At 64.7% G+C, this 14,298-nt stretch carries 14 protein-coding genes; 7 read left to right on the forward strand and 7 right to left on the reverse strand.

The genetic code is table 11. The features are described 5' to 3' along the window. Positions 1 to 535: 535 nt before the first annotated feature. Positions 536 to 1,096, reverse strand: coding sequence for a TetR/AcrR family transcriptional regulator (locus AC1RQP_RS00225; RefSeq protein WP_492935526.1), 561 nt, complete (start codon positions 1,094 to 1,096; stop codon positions 536 to 538). Positions 1,097 to 1,281: 185 nt separating this feature from the next. Here AC1RQP_RS00225 and AC1RQP_RS00230 point away from each other — a divergent pair, with 185 nt between their 5' ends. Continuing rightward, positions 1,282 to 2,256, forward strand: coding sequence for an alpha/beta fold hydrolase (locus tag AC1RQP_RS00230; protein WP_492935527.1), 975 nt, complete (start codon positions 1,282 to 1,284; stop codon positions 2,254 to 2,256). Between the two features lie 137 nt (positions 2,257 to 2,393). Here AC1RQP_RS00230 and AC1RQP_RS00235 read toward each other — a convergent pair whose 3' ends face one another. Then, a complete protein-coding gene (locus AC1RQP_RS00235; protein ID WP_028178804.1) occupies positions 2,394 to 2,633 on the reverse strand; it encodes a hypothetical protein in 240 nt (79 codons plus the stop codon). Positions 2,634 to 3,052: 419 nt separating this feature from the next. Between AC1RQP_RS00235 and AC1RQP_RS00240 the strand changes: the two genes are divergently transcribed. Both AC1RQP_RS00240 and AC1RQP_RS00245 read left to right on the forward strand, forming a co-directional pair. Then, positions 3,053 to 4,024, forward strand: a complete 972-nt coding sequence (locus tag AC1RQP_RS00240; RefSeq protein WP_492935528.1) for an SDR family NAD(P)-dependent oxidoreductase — start codon at positions 3,053 to 3,055, stop codon at positions 4,022 to 4,024. A gap of 250 nt (positions 4,025 to 4,274) precedes the next feature. Then, the gene (locus tag AC1RQP_RS00245) at positions 4,275 to 5,387 is read left to right on the forward strand and encodes an alpha/beta hydrolase family protein (RefSeq protein ID WP_492935529.1); all 1,113 of its coding nucleotides are present in this window, start codon (positions 4,275 to 4,277) and stop codon (positions 5,385 to 5,387) included. Between the two features lie 27 nt (positions 5,388 to 5,414). Here the strand turns inward: AC1RQP_RS00245 and AC1RQP_RS00250 are convergent, their stop codons facing one another. Further along, positions 5,415 to 5,921: a MarR family winged helix-turn-helix transcriptional regulator gene (locus AC1RQP_RS00250; protein ID WP_239623898.1), complete on the reverse strand. Its 507-nt coding sequence runs from the start codon at positions 5,919 to 5,921 to the stop codon at positions 5,415 to 5,417. Positions 5,922 to 6,325: 404 nt separating this feature from the next. Between AC1RQP_RS00250 and AC1RQP_RS00255 the strand changes: the two genes are divergently transcribed. Continuing rightward, positions 6,326 to 7,849, forward strand: coding sequence for a porin (locus tag AC1RQP_RS00255; RefSeq protein ID WP_239623897.1), 1,524 nt, complete (start codon positions 6,326 to 6,328; stop codon positions 7,847 to 7,849). A 273-nt stretch (positions 7,850 to 8,122) separates the two neighbouring features. Here the strand turns inward: AC1RQP_RS00255 and AC1RQP_RS00260 are convergent, their stop codons facing one another. The 3 genes from AC1RQP_RS00260 to AC1RQP_RS00270 all read right to left on the reverse strand — a co-directional run bounded on the left by AC1RQP_RS00260 (position 8,123) and on the right by AC1RQP_RS00270 (position 10,016). Continuing rightward, the gene (locus AC1RQP_RS00260) at positions 8,123 to 8,602 is read right to left on the reverse strand and encodes a GcrA family cell cycle regulator (protein WP_239623896.1); all 480 of its coding nucleotides are present in this window, start codon (positions 8,600 to 8,602) and stop codon (positions 8,123 to 8,125) included. A gap of 74 nt (positions 8,603 to 8,676) precedes the next feature. Next, entirely contained in the window at positions 8,677 to 8,874 is a 198-nt protein-coding gene (locus AC1RQP_RS00265) for a hypothetical protein (RefSeq protein WP_024341172.1), read from the reverse strand. A gap of 200 nt (positions 8,875 to 9,074) precedes the next feature. Next, the gene (locus tag AC1RQP_RS00270; RefSeq protein ID WP_492935530.1) at positions 9,075 to 10,016 is read right to left on the reverse strand and encodes an acetamidase/formamidase family protein; all 942 of its coding nucleotides are present in this window, start codon (positions 10,014 to 10,016) and stop codon (positions 9,075 to 9,077) included. Positions 10,017 to 10,186: 170 nt separating this feature from the next. On the opposite strand from AC1RQP_RS00270, the gene AC1RQP_RS00275 reads away from it, so the two are divergent. The 3 genes from AC1RQP_RS00275 to AC1RQP_RS00285 are packed head-to-tail and all read left to right on the forward strand — an operon-like array spanning position 10,187 to position 12,983. Beyond that, the gene (locus tag AC1RQP_RS00275) at positions 10,187 to 10,954 is read left to right on the forward strand and encodes a YdcF family protein (RefSeq protein WP_492936350.1); all 768 of its coding nucleotides are present in this window, start codon (positions 10,187 to 10,189) and stop codon (positions 10,952 to 10,954) included. Positions 10,955 to 11,012: 58 nt separating this feature from the next. Then, the gene (locus AC1RQP_RS00280) at positions 11,013 to 11,795 is read left to right on the forward strand and encodes a DUF169 domain-containing protein (protein WP_492935531.1); all 783 of its coding nucleotides are present in this window, start codon (positions 11,013 to 11,015) and stop codon (positions 11,793 to 11,795) included. A 9-nt stretch (positions 11,796 to 11,804) separates the two neighbouring features. Further along, a complete protein-coding gene (locus AC1RQP_RS00285) occupies positions 11,805 to 12,983 on the forward strand; it encodes a saccharopine dehydrogenase family protein (protein ID WP_492935532.1) in 1,179 nt (392 codons plus the stop codon). A 99-nt stretch (positions 12,984 to 13,082) separates the two neighbouring features. Here AC1RQP_RS00285 and AC1RQP_RS00290 read toward each other — a convergent pair whose 3' ends face one another. Beyond that, positions 13,083 to 14,279 carry an FAD-dependent monooxygenase gene (locus tag AC1RQP_RS00290; RefSeq protein WP_492935533.1) on the reverse strand — a complete coding sequence of 399 codons (1,197 nt, stop codon included), beginning with the start codon at positions 14,277 to 14,279 and terminating at the stop codon, positions 13,083 to 13,085. Between the last annotated feature and the right edge of the window lie 19 nt (positions 14,280 to 14,298).

Raw genomic sequence — 14,298 nt, forward strand, 5'->3', positions numbered from 1 at the left:
AGACCGCGAGTTTCGCTGTCACGTTTCCTAAGGGAGCTTCGCTCCCGCTTTTTGTGACACCTCACTACTAAGCTACTTCCAGCAAGCGTGACAAAACGGGATCGCTCTAACCGATTCAATCGAAAGGGTTTTTCGATTTTGGGGTGCAACAAAAACTCTCGAATCTGTTGCGCCCTTGTTGCACCCTGTCGGCGTTAGAGATCGCTCCAGGGCCGCCCGGGTTCGCGCAATCGCCCAATCCGCTGGCGCATGCGGTAGACTTGATTTCGCGTCATCGCCGCGCCGGTCTCGCTCTCATACTCGTTCGCCAGCACGGCATCGGATATGGGGCCGGCCTTCGCCAAGATCAGCGAGGCCGCGTCGCCACGCGTCTGCTGCTACGAGCTACCTTTGCGTTCTTCATACGTTCCAGTAATTATTTCTTGGAGCAACTTTGGGGCACATGGCTCTGGAATCAATCGGGAGTGAAGCCCCTAGCGAGAAGGCTCTGTTGCAGGGCGACGATAGATGAACAGGGCAGTTCGCTCCTTGGGGCCTACCTCAAATACCCCACCACCATCCGCGTCGTCTCTTCTATCAGCGTCCGCACCATCTTCTCCGACAGCGTCTCGGCGTGGTTCAGCACCGTGTTGTGCGCGACCGACTCGATCGCGCTGACGCAGATGAAGGTCGCGACGTCGAGGTCGACCTTCCGCATCTCCTTGCGCCGGCTTTCGAGATAGGCGCGCACGAGAGCGTGGACCTCGCGGTTGAGTGCTTCGACATCCCTGAGCTGGCCAGTGCGGGGGATCTGCTCGGCGAGCACACAGTGCAGTTTCGGGTTGATGCGGTGGGCGTCGATGGCGACGGTGACGAGTTGTCGCACGGCCTTGTCGATCGGCAGGTCGGCGACCTCCGTGAGCGCGGTGCGGACGATGGCCATGATCTCCTCGTTGTGACGCTCGATCACGGCGGCGACGAGGGCTTCCTTGCTTGGAAAATATTGGTAGAGCGAGCCGACGCTGACGCCGGCGATCTCGGCGATGTGATTGGTGCTGGCCTTCTCGAAGCCTTCCTTGACCAGAATGCGAGCAGTTGCCTCGACCAGCGCGTCCACCGTGGCGCGGGATCGCTCCTGCGAGGCATTTTTTCGGGGTGTTGTGGGCGGTTTGCGGGCCACGGCCTTGTGATCTGAATGCGAGTAGGAAAAGCGAGTGAATGCTCGCATTATATCGGCAAGTGGCGGCGGGCCGGCAAGCCTCTTTGTCGCCGTATCGGAAAGAGCCAGATGGGGATGTGGCGATGAGCGTTGCCAGGATCGTGTCGGCCTTGCAGTTCTGCCCGGGCGGCTGCGTGTTCGGTGCGCGAGCCTCGCGCGATCCCGCGCCGAGCCTGCAGAGCCGCGCCTTCAACCTGCTGCTCGGGCTGCTTCCGCACAAGGAGCGGTTGGCCTCAGTCGAGGCCGTGCAGGCGCATGTGCAGAAGCTCGCCTTGGAGCCGGCCTCGTTCGAGCCGCCAAATCTCGGCGGCGGCGTCGAGGTGATCCTGACCAAGATGGGCGGATGGCCGGTCTACTACACCGCGCCTTCGTCGGGCCATGAGGGCTGCAACTACGTCATGTTCCTGCACGGCGGCGGCTACATCAACGAGATCGTGCCGGCGCATTGGCGCTTCGTTGGCCAGATGACGCGGCAGGCGCGCGTGTGCTGCGTCGTGCCGATCTATCCGCTGGCGCCGCGCGCCACCGCGAAGGATGTGGTGCCGGCGACGGCCGAGCTGCTGCGGATGTTGCTGGAGGATGCGGGACCGGCGAAGGTCACCGTGGTTGGCAATTCGGCCGGTGCGGGCCTCGCGCTCGCCGCCTGCCAATGGCTGCGAGATCGCGGGCACCGGCAGCCGAACCGGATGGTGCTGATCTCGCCGGCGGCTGATGCCTCGGTCAGCCGCCCGGAGCAGATCGAGATTGCGGCGCGTGATCCCATTCAGGACATTCCGGGGATTGTCGAAGCGGGACGGCTCTATGCCGGCGAGCTCGATGTCGGCCATCCCTTCGTCAGTCCGCTCAACGGCGCGTTTCGTGCGCTCGCGCCGATGACGATCTTCGCCGGCACGCGCGATCTGCTCTACCCTGACAGCGTCGATCTGGCGGAAAGGGCGAGGGCGTCGGGCGTGGCGGTCGAGTTGCATCTGCTGCGCGACCAGCCGCACAACTACGCATTGATGCCGACGCCGGAAGGGCGGCAGGCGCGTGCGATCATCTTGCGTGAGGTGGCCTAGGGATGTGGCGTGATCATCGTCACAAAGCGCGCCGCCGCGATCGGTCCGGCGCTTGCGGTGCCCGCGTGGAGGGATAAGGCGGCCTCCGGGGCGTTTCCTCGATCCGTCGTGTTCGGATCAGTAGTTTTGCGGGGCCGTCAGGCGTGGCCCTTGATCTCGTAGTGGCCCGGCACGCATTTGTAGCGCTCGAGGCGCCAGTTGGCGTGATAGATCGGATGCTCGCCCATCCATTTCGCGAGCGGGGCCTGTGCGCCGACCGCGCATTGCATCATCGAAATCTCGGGCGTCATGTTGCTGTCGGTCACGATTTCCTCGACGCAACTGCCTGAGCTGGCTGCGCCAAGCCGGCAAAGTACGGCAACGACGGTCACGAACATTCCTGTCACCTCATCGGTTGTTTCTGACCACGAGGAGGATGCAAGCGGAGTGCCAGAGCCTGTTGCGCGCAAGCGACACGCTGGCCTGGCCGAAACAACCCGGTGTCCCCCCGATCCGACGATTCGGATCGTAAGAGAAATGCTCTTAACCCGAAGCCGGGCAAAATACGGGAGCCGGGGCAGTCATCCCCGGTTGCGGGATCAGCTCCGCGCGGGCGGCCTTCCGTGAGGCGGGCCCGGCGTACGGAGGCGGCCGCGCTTTGACGCAGCGGAATAGTCCGTCGGCCGAAATAAGCGATGTCGAAGCTGACGGCGCGCGGCTTTTACCTGCGGATGCGGCGCTGCTACAGTTTTGCGGGCGTCCGGTGAGCGGCGCCGTGACGAAGAAACATACCGACAAGGGGAGGGACCGAAGTCCCATGAAGGATTTTGCTGGAAAGATCGCGGTCATCACCGGCGGCGGCACGGGAATGGGGCGCGAGCTCGCGCGGCAGCTCGTCGCCGAAGGCTGCAACGTCGCGATGTGCGACGTCTCGGAGGCCGCGATGGCCGAGACCAAGCGGCTCTGCGAGACCGAGAAGCTGCCGCAGGGCCTGCGCGTCACGACGCATGTCGCCGACGTCGCGATCGAGGATCACCTCAAGCGTTTTCGCGACGAACTCGCCGAGCAGCAGAAGACGGACAAGATCCATCTGCTGTTCAACAATGCCGGTATCGGCGGGGGCGGCAGCCTGTTCACCAACACGCGCGAGCAATGGGAGCGCACCTTCAACATCTGCTGGGGCGGGGTCTATCTCGGCGTGCGCACCTTCCTGCCGATGCTGGTCGCCGCGGACGAGGCCCACATCGTCAACACCGCGAGCGTCAACGGCTTCTGGGCCTCGATCGGCATGAACCAGGCGCACACCGCCTACAGCTCGGCCAAGTTCGCCGTGAAGGGATTTACCGAAGCGCTGATCAACGATCTCCGCCTGCACGCGCCGCACGTCAAATGCTCGGTGGTGATGCCCGGTCACATCGGCACCTCGATCGTCTCCAATTCGCGCAAGGTGCAGAGCGCGGACGGCTCGGAACGGCTTAGCGACGACGAGGTGGCGCTGACCCGCAAGCGCATGGTGGCGGCCGGCGTGCCGGATGCGGACAAGATGTCGGACGAGGACATCCAGGCGGTGTTCGCCGAGCGCGCCCGCAGCTTTCTGGAGGATGCGCCGACGACGGCCGCGCAGGCGGCGAAGATCATTCTCGACGGCGTCAAGGCGGAGCGCTGGCGCATCCTCGTCGGCGAGGACGCAAAACGTCTCGACGAGCGCGTGCGCGCCACGCCGGAGCAGGCTTACGACCGCGCCTTCTACGAAACTCTCGTGCAGGAGGTCGGCTGGCGGCTTGGTTGAGACAGTCTCCGAGCGGGCGCGAAAATATGGTATGATGATCGTCATGGCAAGAGATGCGCAGGCAATCTTGCGTGCCACCTCTTGCCAATGTTCGCCCGCTCCATGACCTATTGGAATGTCACGCATGCGACATGACGATGTTCAAGCGATGGTGATCTGAAACGCCTCTCATCGGGCGCTCGGCCGCTTGGTTGGCGGACTGAAATCGTTTAATTAATGGGAGTAACGCGACGATCGAGCGTAGCTCCCGATGATGCCAGCATGCCTCTCCGACGACTGGACCCTTTGCCCGGAACGAGAGGACATTTCCGCTGAGTTCACGCGGCTGCTCACTGCGGCCCAGGAGGGCGGCGCCACGATCGCGGAATGCCTCATGATCGCGCGACAGCTGAAGCGGGGCGACGACCGGTCCTGGCATCGCGAATGGAAGAAGCTGGCGCAAACCAATCGGCAGCGCGCCGAAGCCGCGTTCGCGGAGGGCCACATGGCGAGCGCGCAGCGCAATTGGCTGCGCGCGATGAACTACTATGGTGCCGCGGCGATGCCGCTCGATCCGGCGGATGAGCGCCGCTGGGTCGCGGTGCTGGCGATGCAGGACTGCGCCCGCCGCTATCTCGCCGCGCGCAGCCCGGCCGGCGAAGTCGTGACGATACCCTGGCTCGACGGGCATTCGCTGCAGGGCTACTTCCTTCCTGCGCCGTCAGCCGGCGGGCGGGCTCCGACCGTGATCTGCATCGGCGAGCCCGGTCACCGCAAGGAAGAGTTCCTGATCAAGCTCGTGCCGCATGCGCGCGAGCGCGGTTTCTCGATGCTGGCCATCGACCTGTTCGGCGACCAGCGCGACGATTTTCTCGACGCGCTGTTGCGGCGCCGGGATCTCGAGAGCGCGATCCCTGGCGTCATGGACTATCTGGAGACGCGCGGTGACGTCGACTTCGCGCGCGTCGGGATCATCGCCGATGGCTGGGGCTCGTCCTTCGTCTCGCGCGCGGTGTTGCAGGAGCCGCGGCTTGCCGCCGCCGTCTGCGACGGTGGCCTGTGGGACCTGCACGAGCGAGCGTTCTTCGCCAGCCGGTTCGCGATGAGCGACGTCAGCATCGTCCCGGTGCCGCATGCGCCGCTCATGGCCTCGAGCGCCGAGTGCCCGGTGCTGATCACGCTCGGCGAGGACGGTTGGCTCAAGGCCGATCGGGCGCGTCAGATCGTCCGGAACTCCAGGCTCGGCGGTTCGGACGTCATGCTGAAGGTGTTCACTGCGGCCGAGACCGGCGCGGCACAGGGCCATGCGGACAATCCCAGCCTTGCCAACGAATACATCTTCGACTGGCTCGAATCGCGGCTCGGTGCCGCCGGGCGCATCTAGCGGCGGTTGCCCGGATCGGGCCGGGCGTCAGAAGTCCAGGCTCAGACGGACGCAGGCCTTTTCGAGACGGCCCTTCAGCGTCGCGAGCTTGGTGGTGAATTCGGTGAGCTCGGCCTCGTCGAATTCCTGGAAGACGAATTCCCTGATGGTCTTGTACTGCTCAGTGAGGCTCGCCAGGTGCTTCTGCGTCTTATCGGTCAGGGACAGCCGGACCACCCTGGCGTCGGTCGGCGAGGGGCGGCGGCGCAACAGGCCCTTTTTTTCGAGCAGCTTGGACTGGGTGGTGACGAAGGACGGATCGACGTGGAGGAGCTTGGACACGACGTTGACCGGGATGCCGTCGTCCTTGTCGAGGTCGGAGATGGCCATCAGGATCAGCCATTGCGGCCCGCTGATGCCGAGCGTCCTCGCCCAGAACTGACGCAGCTCCTCGAGATACAGGTTGATCGACGATATCTCCCAGGTGAATCGCCTGATGATATCCAGGTTGCCGATGGTGCGCAGGCGCGCTCCCTCTTTCCTCGTCGCGGACACAGCGTCACTCCGTGAACCGGTTGTTCAGGTCGGTGTTCGTGGAACGTCATAGTCCACGCAAGCCTGCTCTGACGCAAGTGCAGAGCAGGCTAATTTTGTCACCAGAACCACAAAGATGACTGGCTCAGCAGATTCGCCCGGCCCCGGTGTTGCCCCCGGGGCACAGGTTTAGCGAAACCAGTAACCTGAGCTAATAAACTATTTTAATTAGCGGAACAGCGCAGGCATATTGACCGCGACGGTGGGGGGTACTCTATCGTCCCGTTGCAGGTGGTTCGCTCACGTCCCTCGCCTCGAAAGCGGGTGGGTCCGAAAGCGCAAAGCGGCCGAGCGGATTTGAGAGACGGGGATCTGGGGGGCCTCACGGTCCGGTCTCCGCAAAATGAGCAACTTGGAGGTTTTAAATGAAAGTGGTGAAGAGCCTTTTGCTCGGCACTGCGGCGGGTCTGATCGCCGTCGGTGGAGCCCAGGCGGCCGATCTTCCGGTCAAGGCCAAGGCGGTCGAGTACGTCAAGATCTGCTCGCTGTACGGCGCGGGTTTCTACTACATCCCGGGCAGCGACACCTGCATCAAGCTGGGCGGCTACCTGCGTGCCGAAGTGGCGCTGAACGCCGGCGGCAACTACAGTGCCCAGTACAACGGCGTGTTCGCGGCCAACAACCGCCTGACCAACTACTACTCGATGCGCGCTCGTCAGGATCTCAACATCGACACGCGCACCGCGACCGAGTACGGCGTCGTCCGCACCTATTTCGACGCGGTCTTCACCTGGACGACCGGCAGCTATGTCGGCACCGGCTCTGGCACGGGCGCGACCGCCTACAGTGCCACGACGGCCGGCACGTCCAACCTCAACCCGACTGACGGCGGCATCTCGGGCGGTTCGCTCGGCGTCTACTACGCCTTCATCCAGTTCGCCGGCTTCACCCTGGGCAAGTCGGTGTCGCAGTTCGACGCGCCCTGGATCAACTATCCCGGCAACAATTTCGACCAGCTCGTCGGCGGCAGCGGCACCACCAACGGCGTCCCCCAGGTCAGCTACACGGCCGATTTCGGCCAGGGCGTGACGGCGACGGTCTCGGTGCAGGATCAGACGCAGATTTTCCAGACCAACATCTGGAATACCGCGGGCATGACGACCTCGGGCGTTCTCGGCGGCGCCTACGGCTCGAGCGATTTCGGCGGCACCCGGTCTCCCGACATCGTCGGCGCGGTCCGCGTCGACCAGGCCTGGGGCCTGTTCCAGGCGTCGGTCGCTGCGCACGACAACCATACCGGCTATTACGGTGCGACCGAAGTCACCGGTCATCCCGAAGACAAGTGGGGCTGGGCGGTTCAGCTCGCTCTCTCGATCAAGAACATTCCGACCGGCGCCGGCGACGTGATCAACGTCTCGGGCGTCTACACCGAAGGCGCGAGCCGCTACAACTTCCAGGAGCTGGCCGCGACCAGCTACTCGATGTTCGGCAGCTCGAACGCCGCCTACCAGAGCATCGGCTTCGCCGGCGTCTCTGACGCGGTGTTCGGCCCGGGCGGCCAGCTCGAGCTGACCAAGACCTACGGCTTCCGTGGTGCCTACACCCACAACTGGAGCCCGTACTGGAATACGGCGCTCTACGGCGCGTGGGCTGCTGTCAACTACAACAGCACGGCGAAGGGCCTGATCTGCGGCAGCGCCGCGTTCGCGACCCTGACCGGCACCTGCAATCCGGACTTCAACATCGGCCAGGTGGGCGTCATCACCCGCTGGACGCCGGTGAAGAACCTGACCTTCTCGGCCGACTTCGTCTACAGCCATCTCGACCAGAAGTATTCGGGCGTGATCACGACGCCAGCGCTGACGAGCGTCGCCAAGCCGGGTGCGACCTACGAGCTGAAGGACCAGGACACCTACAGCCTCCTGCTGCGCGCCCAGCGCAACTGGTAAGCTCGAAGGTTTTGAACTTGATGAAGCCCCGGCGGGAAACCGCCGGGGCTTTTTCGCAAGGAAGGGCATTCGGAAAATCGGATGGCCTTTGCAGAGGACGAAGACGAGCCATGCGATTCGATCGTCTCAAACTTATTTACTTACCTGAGTTACTAAGCTATATACCGACCAGCCAAATACGAAAGTTGCGGCTCTTAGCTTCACGCTAAGCCTCCAGAAACCTCCGGTGATGCCCCGCCGGAGGTTTTTTGTTTTCTGGAGCACGGCGCGGCATCAGCCGCGCATCACGCGAGCGCGCGTGTTCGGCCGGTAGGCGAGGCGGCTGTGACCGGCGCAATAGGGCTGGCCGTCGGGAGCCGTGTTGCCGCAGAAGCAGAAATCGTCTTCGCCCGGCGTCGAGATCGGCCATCGGCAGCGGTTCTCGGACAACTCCAGCAGAGAGCAGCGATTGGCCTCGTCGATGGGGCACGCGGCCGCGGGGCCATCGCTCTCGCCATAGATCGTGGCGAGCATCTCATATTGCAGCCGCGGCACGGCCCTCCGCGTGCGCGCCGGCGCAAAGCCCCTGTCCTGGTCCTTGCGGTCGTCGACCGCCCGGCCGCGCGTCAGATTCAGCCGGGACAGCTTGCCGATCACGGCGTTGCGGCTGACGCCGATGTCGGCGGCGATCTCGCGGCAGGAGAGGCCGGCCTCGAAGTGTCGCTTCAGCAGTTCAATGCGTTCGTCGGTCCAGGTTGGTGAGAGAGCAGGCATGTGTAACGATCCCAGGTTGCAGATGTCGGCCATCCGCCCTCTCGAGATCCGTCCGCCTCACGTCCGGCGCGCACTCACGTCCTGCCATTGTCGCGGATCGACAAGAGCCCGTCCTTGATGGCGAGACGGATGCCTTCCTCGATCAATGTCCGTGCGACGCCGGGAACGCTGGTGCCGTGGGTGCCCTGTCTCACCAGCTTCTCCAGATAGGCGATGGTCGAGAGCGCCAAGGTAACGGGAATGCGGTCAGTCTCGGCTTTTTCGGTGGCCATGGCCGAACGCTAGCCTCTTACTCGGGTACATAAAAGTAACGATTAAGACTCTATTTAGGTTCGGGGGTGGAAGTCAAATCAGCGCCGGGGCAGCCGCTCACCTTGTTGGAATCGCTTGAGAATCGAATACGCCGCGGCGCGCCGCGGGGAAGACCGGGCGGCGGCTTGATGTCGGCAGGTCGGGGAAGGCCCCGGCGGGCTCAGCCGTGCACGATCGCCTTTTCGATCATGCAATGGATGCCCTTGGCGCCGTTGACGGTCTGGGTCACCCGCAAATCGGCCGCCAGGCTGCACAGCGTGTAGGCGTCCTCGCGCGACAGATTTCGCGTCTCGCCGAGCAGCGCAATCATGTCGCGCAGCGCGCGCACCACGCATTGGTCGAGGTCGGGGTCCATGGCCATGGTCATGTAGTGCGTCGCCGTCTCGGCGCGGGGATAGTCGAACCTGAGGTCCTTGCGCAGCGTCAGGCGGAAGCGGCCCCGGAGCGCGGTCTCGATCGCGGTGACGCAGACTTCGCCGTCACCCTGCACGCCATGGCCGTCACCGCAGGAGAACATCGCGCCCGGCACGAACACCGGCAGATACAGCGTCGCGCCGGCGCCGAGCTCCTTGTTGTCGAGATTGCCGCCCATCGCGCGCGGGATCAGCGAGGAGATGCGGCCCCAGGCCGGCGGCGGCGAAACGCCCATCACGCCGAAGAACGGCTTGAGAGGCAGGTCGAGGCCCCACGGCATGCGGCCGGTCATCCTGGTACGGTCGAGCGGGATGTTGAGAATGCGAGTCTCGTGGAAATCGTCGGGCAGGGTCCCGGACAGCGGCTTGATCATGTTCCAGCCCCAATCCTGCCGGAGCTGGACGTCGAGGACCTCGACCGCGAGCACGTCGCCGGGCTCGGCCCCCTCGACCGCGATCGGACCGGTGAGGATGTGGCCGGGCAGCATGCGCTCGTTCTTCGCATGAACCTCGTGCATCTCGGGCGGAATGTGAAACTTGTCGCGGTCGGGCAGCATGTCGGGTCCGCCACTGATGGTGTCGACCGTCACCTCGTCGCCGCTGGCGATGGTGAGAACGGGCCGAAGCGCGGCTTCGAAGAAGCCCCAATGGCAGGTTTCGGGGCTGGAATGCAGGTGATGATGGGTCATTTGCCGCGTCCGCTTGGTTTCATCGGCCGCGGGCTTGACCCGACGATCGATCCTCTTTCAAGAAGATTTCTGAAGATGGCGGGGCCGGTCAAGCCCTGCACAGACAGGCACGATGATTTCAGCGAGGCTCCCCTCTGTTCTTTGTTCTTTCCAAGACCCTCGGCGTCGCGCTGCTCCCGATCAATCTCCTGGTCGAGCTCGGGATCCTGTCCGTCGTGCTGATGGCGACGCGCTTTGCCGCGCTTGGCCGCAGGCTTGCTGTGATCACGCTGGTGGTGCTGGGGCTCGCTGCATTCTCGCCGCTCGGCAATCTCCTGATCTATCCGCTGGAGTCGCGCTTTCCGGCGTGGGATCCGTCGCGCGGCGCGCCCGACGGCATCATCGTGCTCGGCGGCTCCGTCGACACCGATCTGTCGGCGGCGCACCGCACGCCCGTCGTCGCGCATGCGGCCGATCGTCTGTTCGCGCCGGCCGAGCTCGCGCGGCGCTATCCGAACGCGCGCATCGTCTTCACCGGAGGCTCAGCGAACCTGGTTTCGACCGAGGCGAAGGAGGCCGACTACTCCGCGCCGATCCTGGAGAATCTCGGCATACCGAAGCAACGCCTGATCCTCGAACGCGACTCCCGCAACACCTGGGAGAATGCGATCTTTACCAGGAAATTGGTATCGCCAAAGCCAGGCGAGCGCTGGCTCCTGGTCACCTCGGCCTTCCACATGCCGCGCTCGATGGGGATCTTCCGCAAGGCCGGATTTGACGTCGAGGCCTATCCCGTGGACTGGCGGATGGGGGGACGAGACGATCTGTTGTCCTTCACCAATGTCGGAGCGGACGGGCTGGGCCGAACCGAAGTGGCCGTCCGCGAGTGGATCGGCCTCGTGGCCTACCGTCTGATGGGCCGGACCGGCGAGTTGCTTCCGGGACCAGGCAAGGACTAGAACGAGGGTCGCAAAACAACAACACACGGCGCGCGATCGCCGGCCGGGAGGGACCGCCATGCAGGAGCAGAGCGCAGAGAGGATCGATCTTGCCGGCCTCGTCGCCGACCTCAACAGCCTGCTGCGGCTGAAGACGACGGTGATCGGCATGAAGCTGTTCGCAACGGCCGCGGAGATGGAGGCGATCCCGAAGGTCCGGCGTCCGAACGCAATTCACACCACCGATCAGATCGTCAGCATGGCCGCGCGCCTCGGATGGACCGTCGGCATCACCGCCGACGACCTCGTCGGCGCGCAATGCCGCGCGGTAATCGGCCTTGCGCCGCAGGACGAGAAATGGCTCGCCGGCGAAAACTATGTCGGGGTCTGGCACGGTACCGCAGAGGATGCGCGCAGGCGCCAGGAGGCGCTGGATGTGGTTCCGTTCGGGAAATATCAGGCGCTCGCCGTCAGTCCGCTGGCGAGCGGCCGGCTCGATCCGCCCGACATCTGCCTCGTCTATGCGACGCCGGGGCAGATGATCATCCTGATCAACGGGCTGCAATATACCGGCTACCGGAAGTTCGAATGGGGCGTGGTCGGCGAGACCGCGTGTGCGGATTCCTGGGGGCGGGCGCTCAAGACCGGGGAGCCCAGCCTGTCCTTGCCATGCTATGCCGAACGGCGCTATGGCGGCGTGCCGGACGAGGAGATGCTGATGGCCTTGAAGCCGTCGCATCTCGCCAAGGCAGTCGAAGGCATGAAGGCGCTGGCCAGGAACGGCCTGCGCTATCCGATCCCGCCCTATGGCATTCAAAGCGACGTCCGTGCCGGCATGGGCGTGAGTTACGCGAAGAAGTAAAGGCCGACCATGAGCTCTGCGAAATTCGACATCGTCGTCTACGGCGCGACCGGCTTCACCGGCCAGCTCGTCGCCGAATATCTGACGGCGCACTACAAGGACGACAAGTCCCTGACATGGGCGATGGCGGGCCGCAGCCTCGACAAGCTGAAATCGGTGCGAGACGCGATCGGTGCGCCCGCCGATACGCCGCTGATCGTGGCGGATGCGTCGGATGCGGCGTCGCTGAAGGCGATGGTCGCTCAGACGAGGTCGGTGATCACGACGGTGGGGCCGTACCAGTTCTATGGCGAGGACCTGCTCGCGGCCTGCGTCGCTGCGGGCGCGGATTATTTCGATCTCTGCGGCGAGCCGGTCTGGATGCGGCAGATGATCGACAAGTACGAGGCGGCGGCCAAGGCGAGCGGCGCGCGCATCGTGTTCTCCTGCGGTTACGACTCCGTGCCGTTCGAGCTCGGCACGTTCTTCGTGCAGGAGGAAGCCAGGCGCGTGTTCGGCGCGCCGGCCGCGCGCGTGAAAGGCCGCGTGCGCGACATGCGCGGCACGCTGTCAGGCGGCACAGCGGCCAGTGCGAAGGCGACCTTCGATGCGGTCGCCAAGGACCTCAGCCTCGTCGCCATTCTCAACGACCATTTTGCGCTGACGCCTGATTTCACCGGCCCGAAGCAGCCCAAGGGCAACAGGGCGGCTTACGAGGAGGATCTGCAATCCTGGGCCGCGCCGTTCATGATGGCGCTGATCAACACCCGCAACGTCCATCGTTCCAACATGCTGATGGGCTTTCCCTACGGCAAGGACTTCGTCTACGACGAGATGGTCCTGACCGGTCCCGGAGAGAAGGGCGAAGCCAACGCCAGGCGCGTGATGGCGGTCAACGCCGAGAAGACCGGTCCTAACGCGCCGAAGCCGGGCGAAGGGCCGTCGAAGGAGGAACGCGAGAACGGCTTGTTCGATCTGCTCTACGTCGCGATCGCACCGGACGGACGCCAGGTCCGCGCCGGCGTCACCGGCGACCGCGATCCCGGCTACGGTTCGACCTCCAAGATGATCTCCGAATGCGCGATCTGCCTGCTGCGTGATGCGACGGATGTTCCGGGCGGCTTCTGGACGCCGGGCGCAGCGATGCAGCACAAGCTGATCAAGCGGCTGCAGGACAATGCGGGGCTGACGTTCAGGGTGGAGAGCTAGGTCGGCTCTCGTAGGGTGGGCAAAGGCGCAATGCGCCGTGCCCACCATCTCTCAGTGGTGGGCATGTTGCGCTTTGCCCACCCTATGGCACCGTCTCTGTCACACCGCCCGCGCGTCATACGCGTACATGAACTCCATGCCTTTCGCCCCGAGCGGCAGCAGCCATTTCATCATCTGATTGCGTATCCACGCGCCGGTGGCGCTGAACTCGCGCTTGCTGTTGCCGTTGCGACGCGCCATCGCGACGATCTTCTCGGTGCGCGGACGGCGCTCGGCCTCGAAGGCCTGGAAGGTGGCGCCGAGCTCCTGGCCCTCCTGCATCAGCCGCGCAAGGCGCATCGCATCTTCGAGAGCCAGCGCGGCGCCCTGGCCGGCATGGGGGCTGGTCGCATGCGCGGCGTCCCCGATCAGCAGCGAACGCTTGCGCGACCAGGTCGGTAGGGTTGCGACGTCGAGCGTGTCGGTGACGACGATGTTCTCGGCGGCCTCGATGATATCGGGAATCGGATCGTGCCAGCCGCGGTGGAAGCCGCGCAGACGCTGCTTCAGCGCGGCGTGATCGAGCGCGCGGAACATCGCAGCGTCCATGCCGTGCGCGGGCTGGGTGCTCCACCACATCACCCCGTCGGTCGGATCGGGGCTGCAATAGCCGTAGCCGAAGAAGCCGCTCTGGCCGAACGTGGTCTCGACGTGCCGGCCGATCGGCCTGCGGGCGAGGACGGTGTGCGGCACGAAGCCGCCGAAGCCGATCAGTCCGGTGTTGAACGGCTGTGGCCCGTCCGGAATTACCTGGCGGCGCACGACCGAGTGCACGCCGTCGGCGCCGATCAGGAAGTCGCCTTCCGCGGTGGTGCCGTCGGCGAAGTAGGCGATGATCGGCTGGTCGCCGCGATCCTCGATCTTGATCAGGCGCTTCTCGAAATAAAGCGAGACGCAGGCGCACCAGGCCTTGTCGATCAGGATCTCGTTCAGCGTGGCGCGGGAGATGTTGACGGCCGGCTGGCCGAAGCGCCGGGCCATGTCGCGGTTGATCGAGCCGAGTTTCTCGCCGTCCTGCGAATAGAAGTCGAAGGCTTCCGCGACCGAGCCGCGGCTGATCAATTCGTTCGCAAGCCCGATCTCCTCCAGGACATGCATGCCGTTCGGCGCGATCTGAAGGCCGCCGCCGATGCCTTTCGAATAAGGCCAGGCCTCGTAGATCGCGGACTCGATGCCGGCGCGGCGCAGCAGGATCGCGACGACGGGCCCGGCGATGCCGGCGCCGATGATCAGGGCCCTGCGGGGACGGTGGGTCATGGCTTGCTCCCGACTTTTC

This window comes from Bradyrhizobium sp. GW821-FHT13H06, from assembly GCF_058803975.1.

Coding starts and splice junctions, on each gene's coding strand:
- AC1RQP_RS00230 (WP_492935527.1), top strand. CDS start 1,282: ATGAGCGTTGCCAGGATCGTGTCGGCCTTGCAGTTCTGCCCGGGCGGC.
- AC1RQP_RS00235 (WP_028178804.1), bottom strand. CDS start 2,633: ATGTTCGTGACCGTCGTTGCCGTACTTTGCCGGCTTGGCGCAGCCAGC.
- AC1RQP_RS00240 (WP_492935528.1), top strand. CDS start 3,053: ATGAAGGATTTTGCTGGAAAGATCGCGGTCATCACCGGCGGCGGCACG.
- AC1RQP_RS00245 (WP_492935529.1), top strand. CDS start 4,275: ATGATGCCAGCATGCCTCTCCGACGACTGGACCCTTTGCCCGGAACGA.
- AC1RQP_RS00255 (WP_239623897.1), top strand. CDS start 6,326: ATGAAAGTGGTGAAGAGCCTTTTGCTCGGCACTGCGGCGGGTCTGATC.
- AC1RQP_RS00260 (WP_239623896.1), bottom strand. CDS start 8,602: ATGCCTGCTCTCTCACCAACCTGGACCGACGAACGCATTGAACTGCTG.
- AC1RQP_RS00265 (WP_024341172.1), bottom strand. CDS start 8,874: ATGGCCACCGAAAAAGCCGAGACTGACCGCATTCCCGTTACCTTGGCG.
- AC1RQP_RS00270 (WP_492935530.1), bottom strand. CDS start 10,016: ATGACCCATCATCACCTGCATTCCAGCCCCGAAACCTGCCATTGGGGC.
- AC1RQP_RS00280 (WP_492935531.1), top strand. CDS start 11,013: ATGCAGGAGCAGAGCGCAGAGAGGATCGATCTTGCCGGCCTCGTCGCC.
- AC1RQP_RS00285 (WP_492935532.1), top strand. CDS start 11,805: ATGAGCTCTGCGAAATTCGACATCGTCGTCTACGGCGCGACCGGCTTC.
- AC1RQP_RS00290 (WP_492935533.1), bottom strand. CDS start 14,279: ATGACCCACCGTCCCCGCAGGGCCCTGATCATCGGCGCCGGCATCGCC.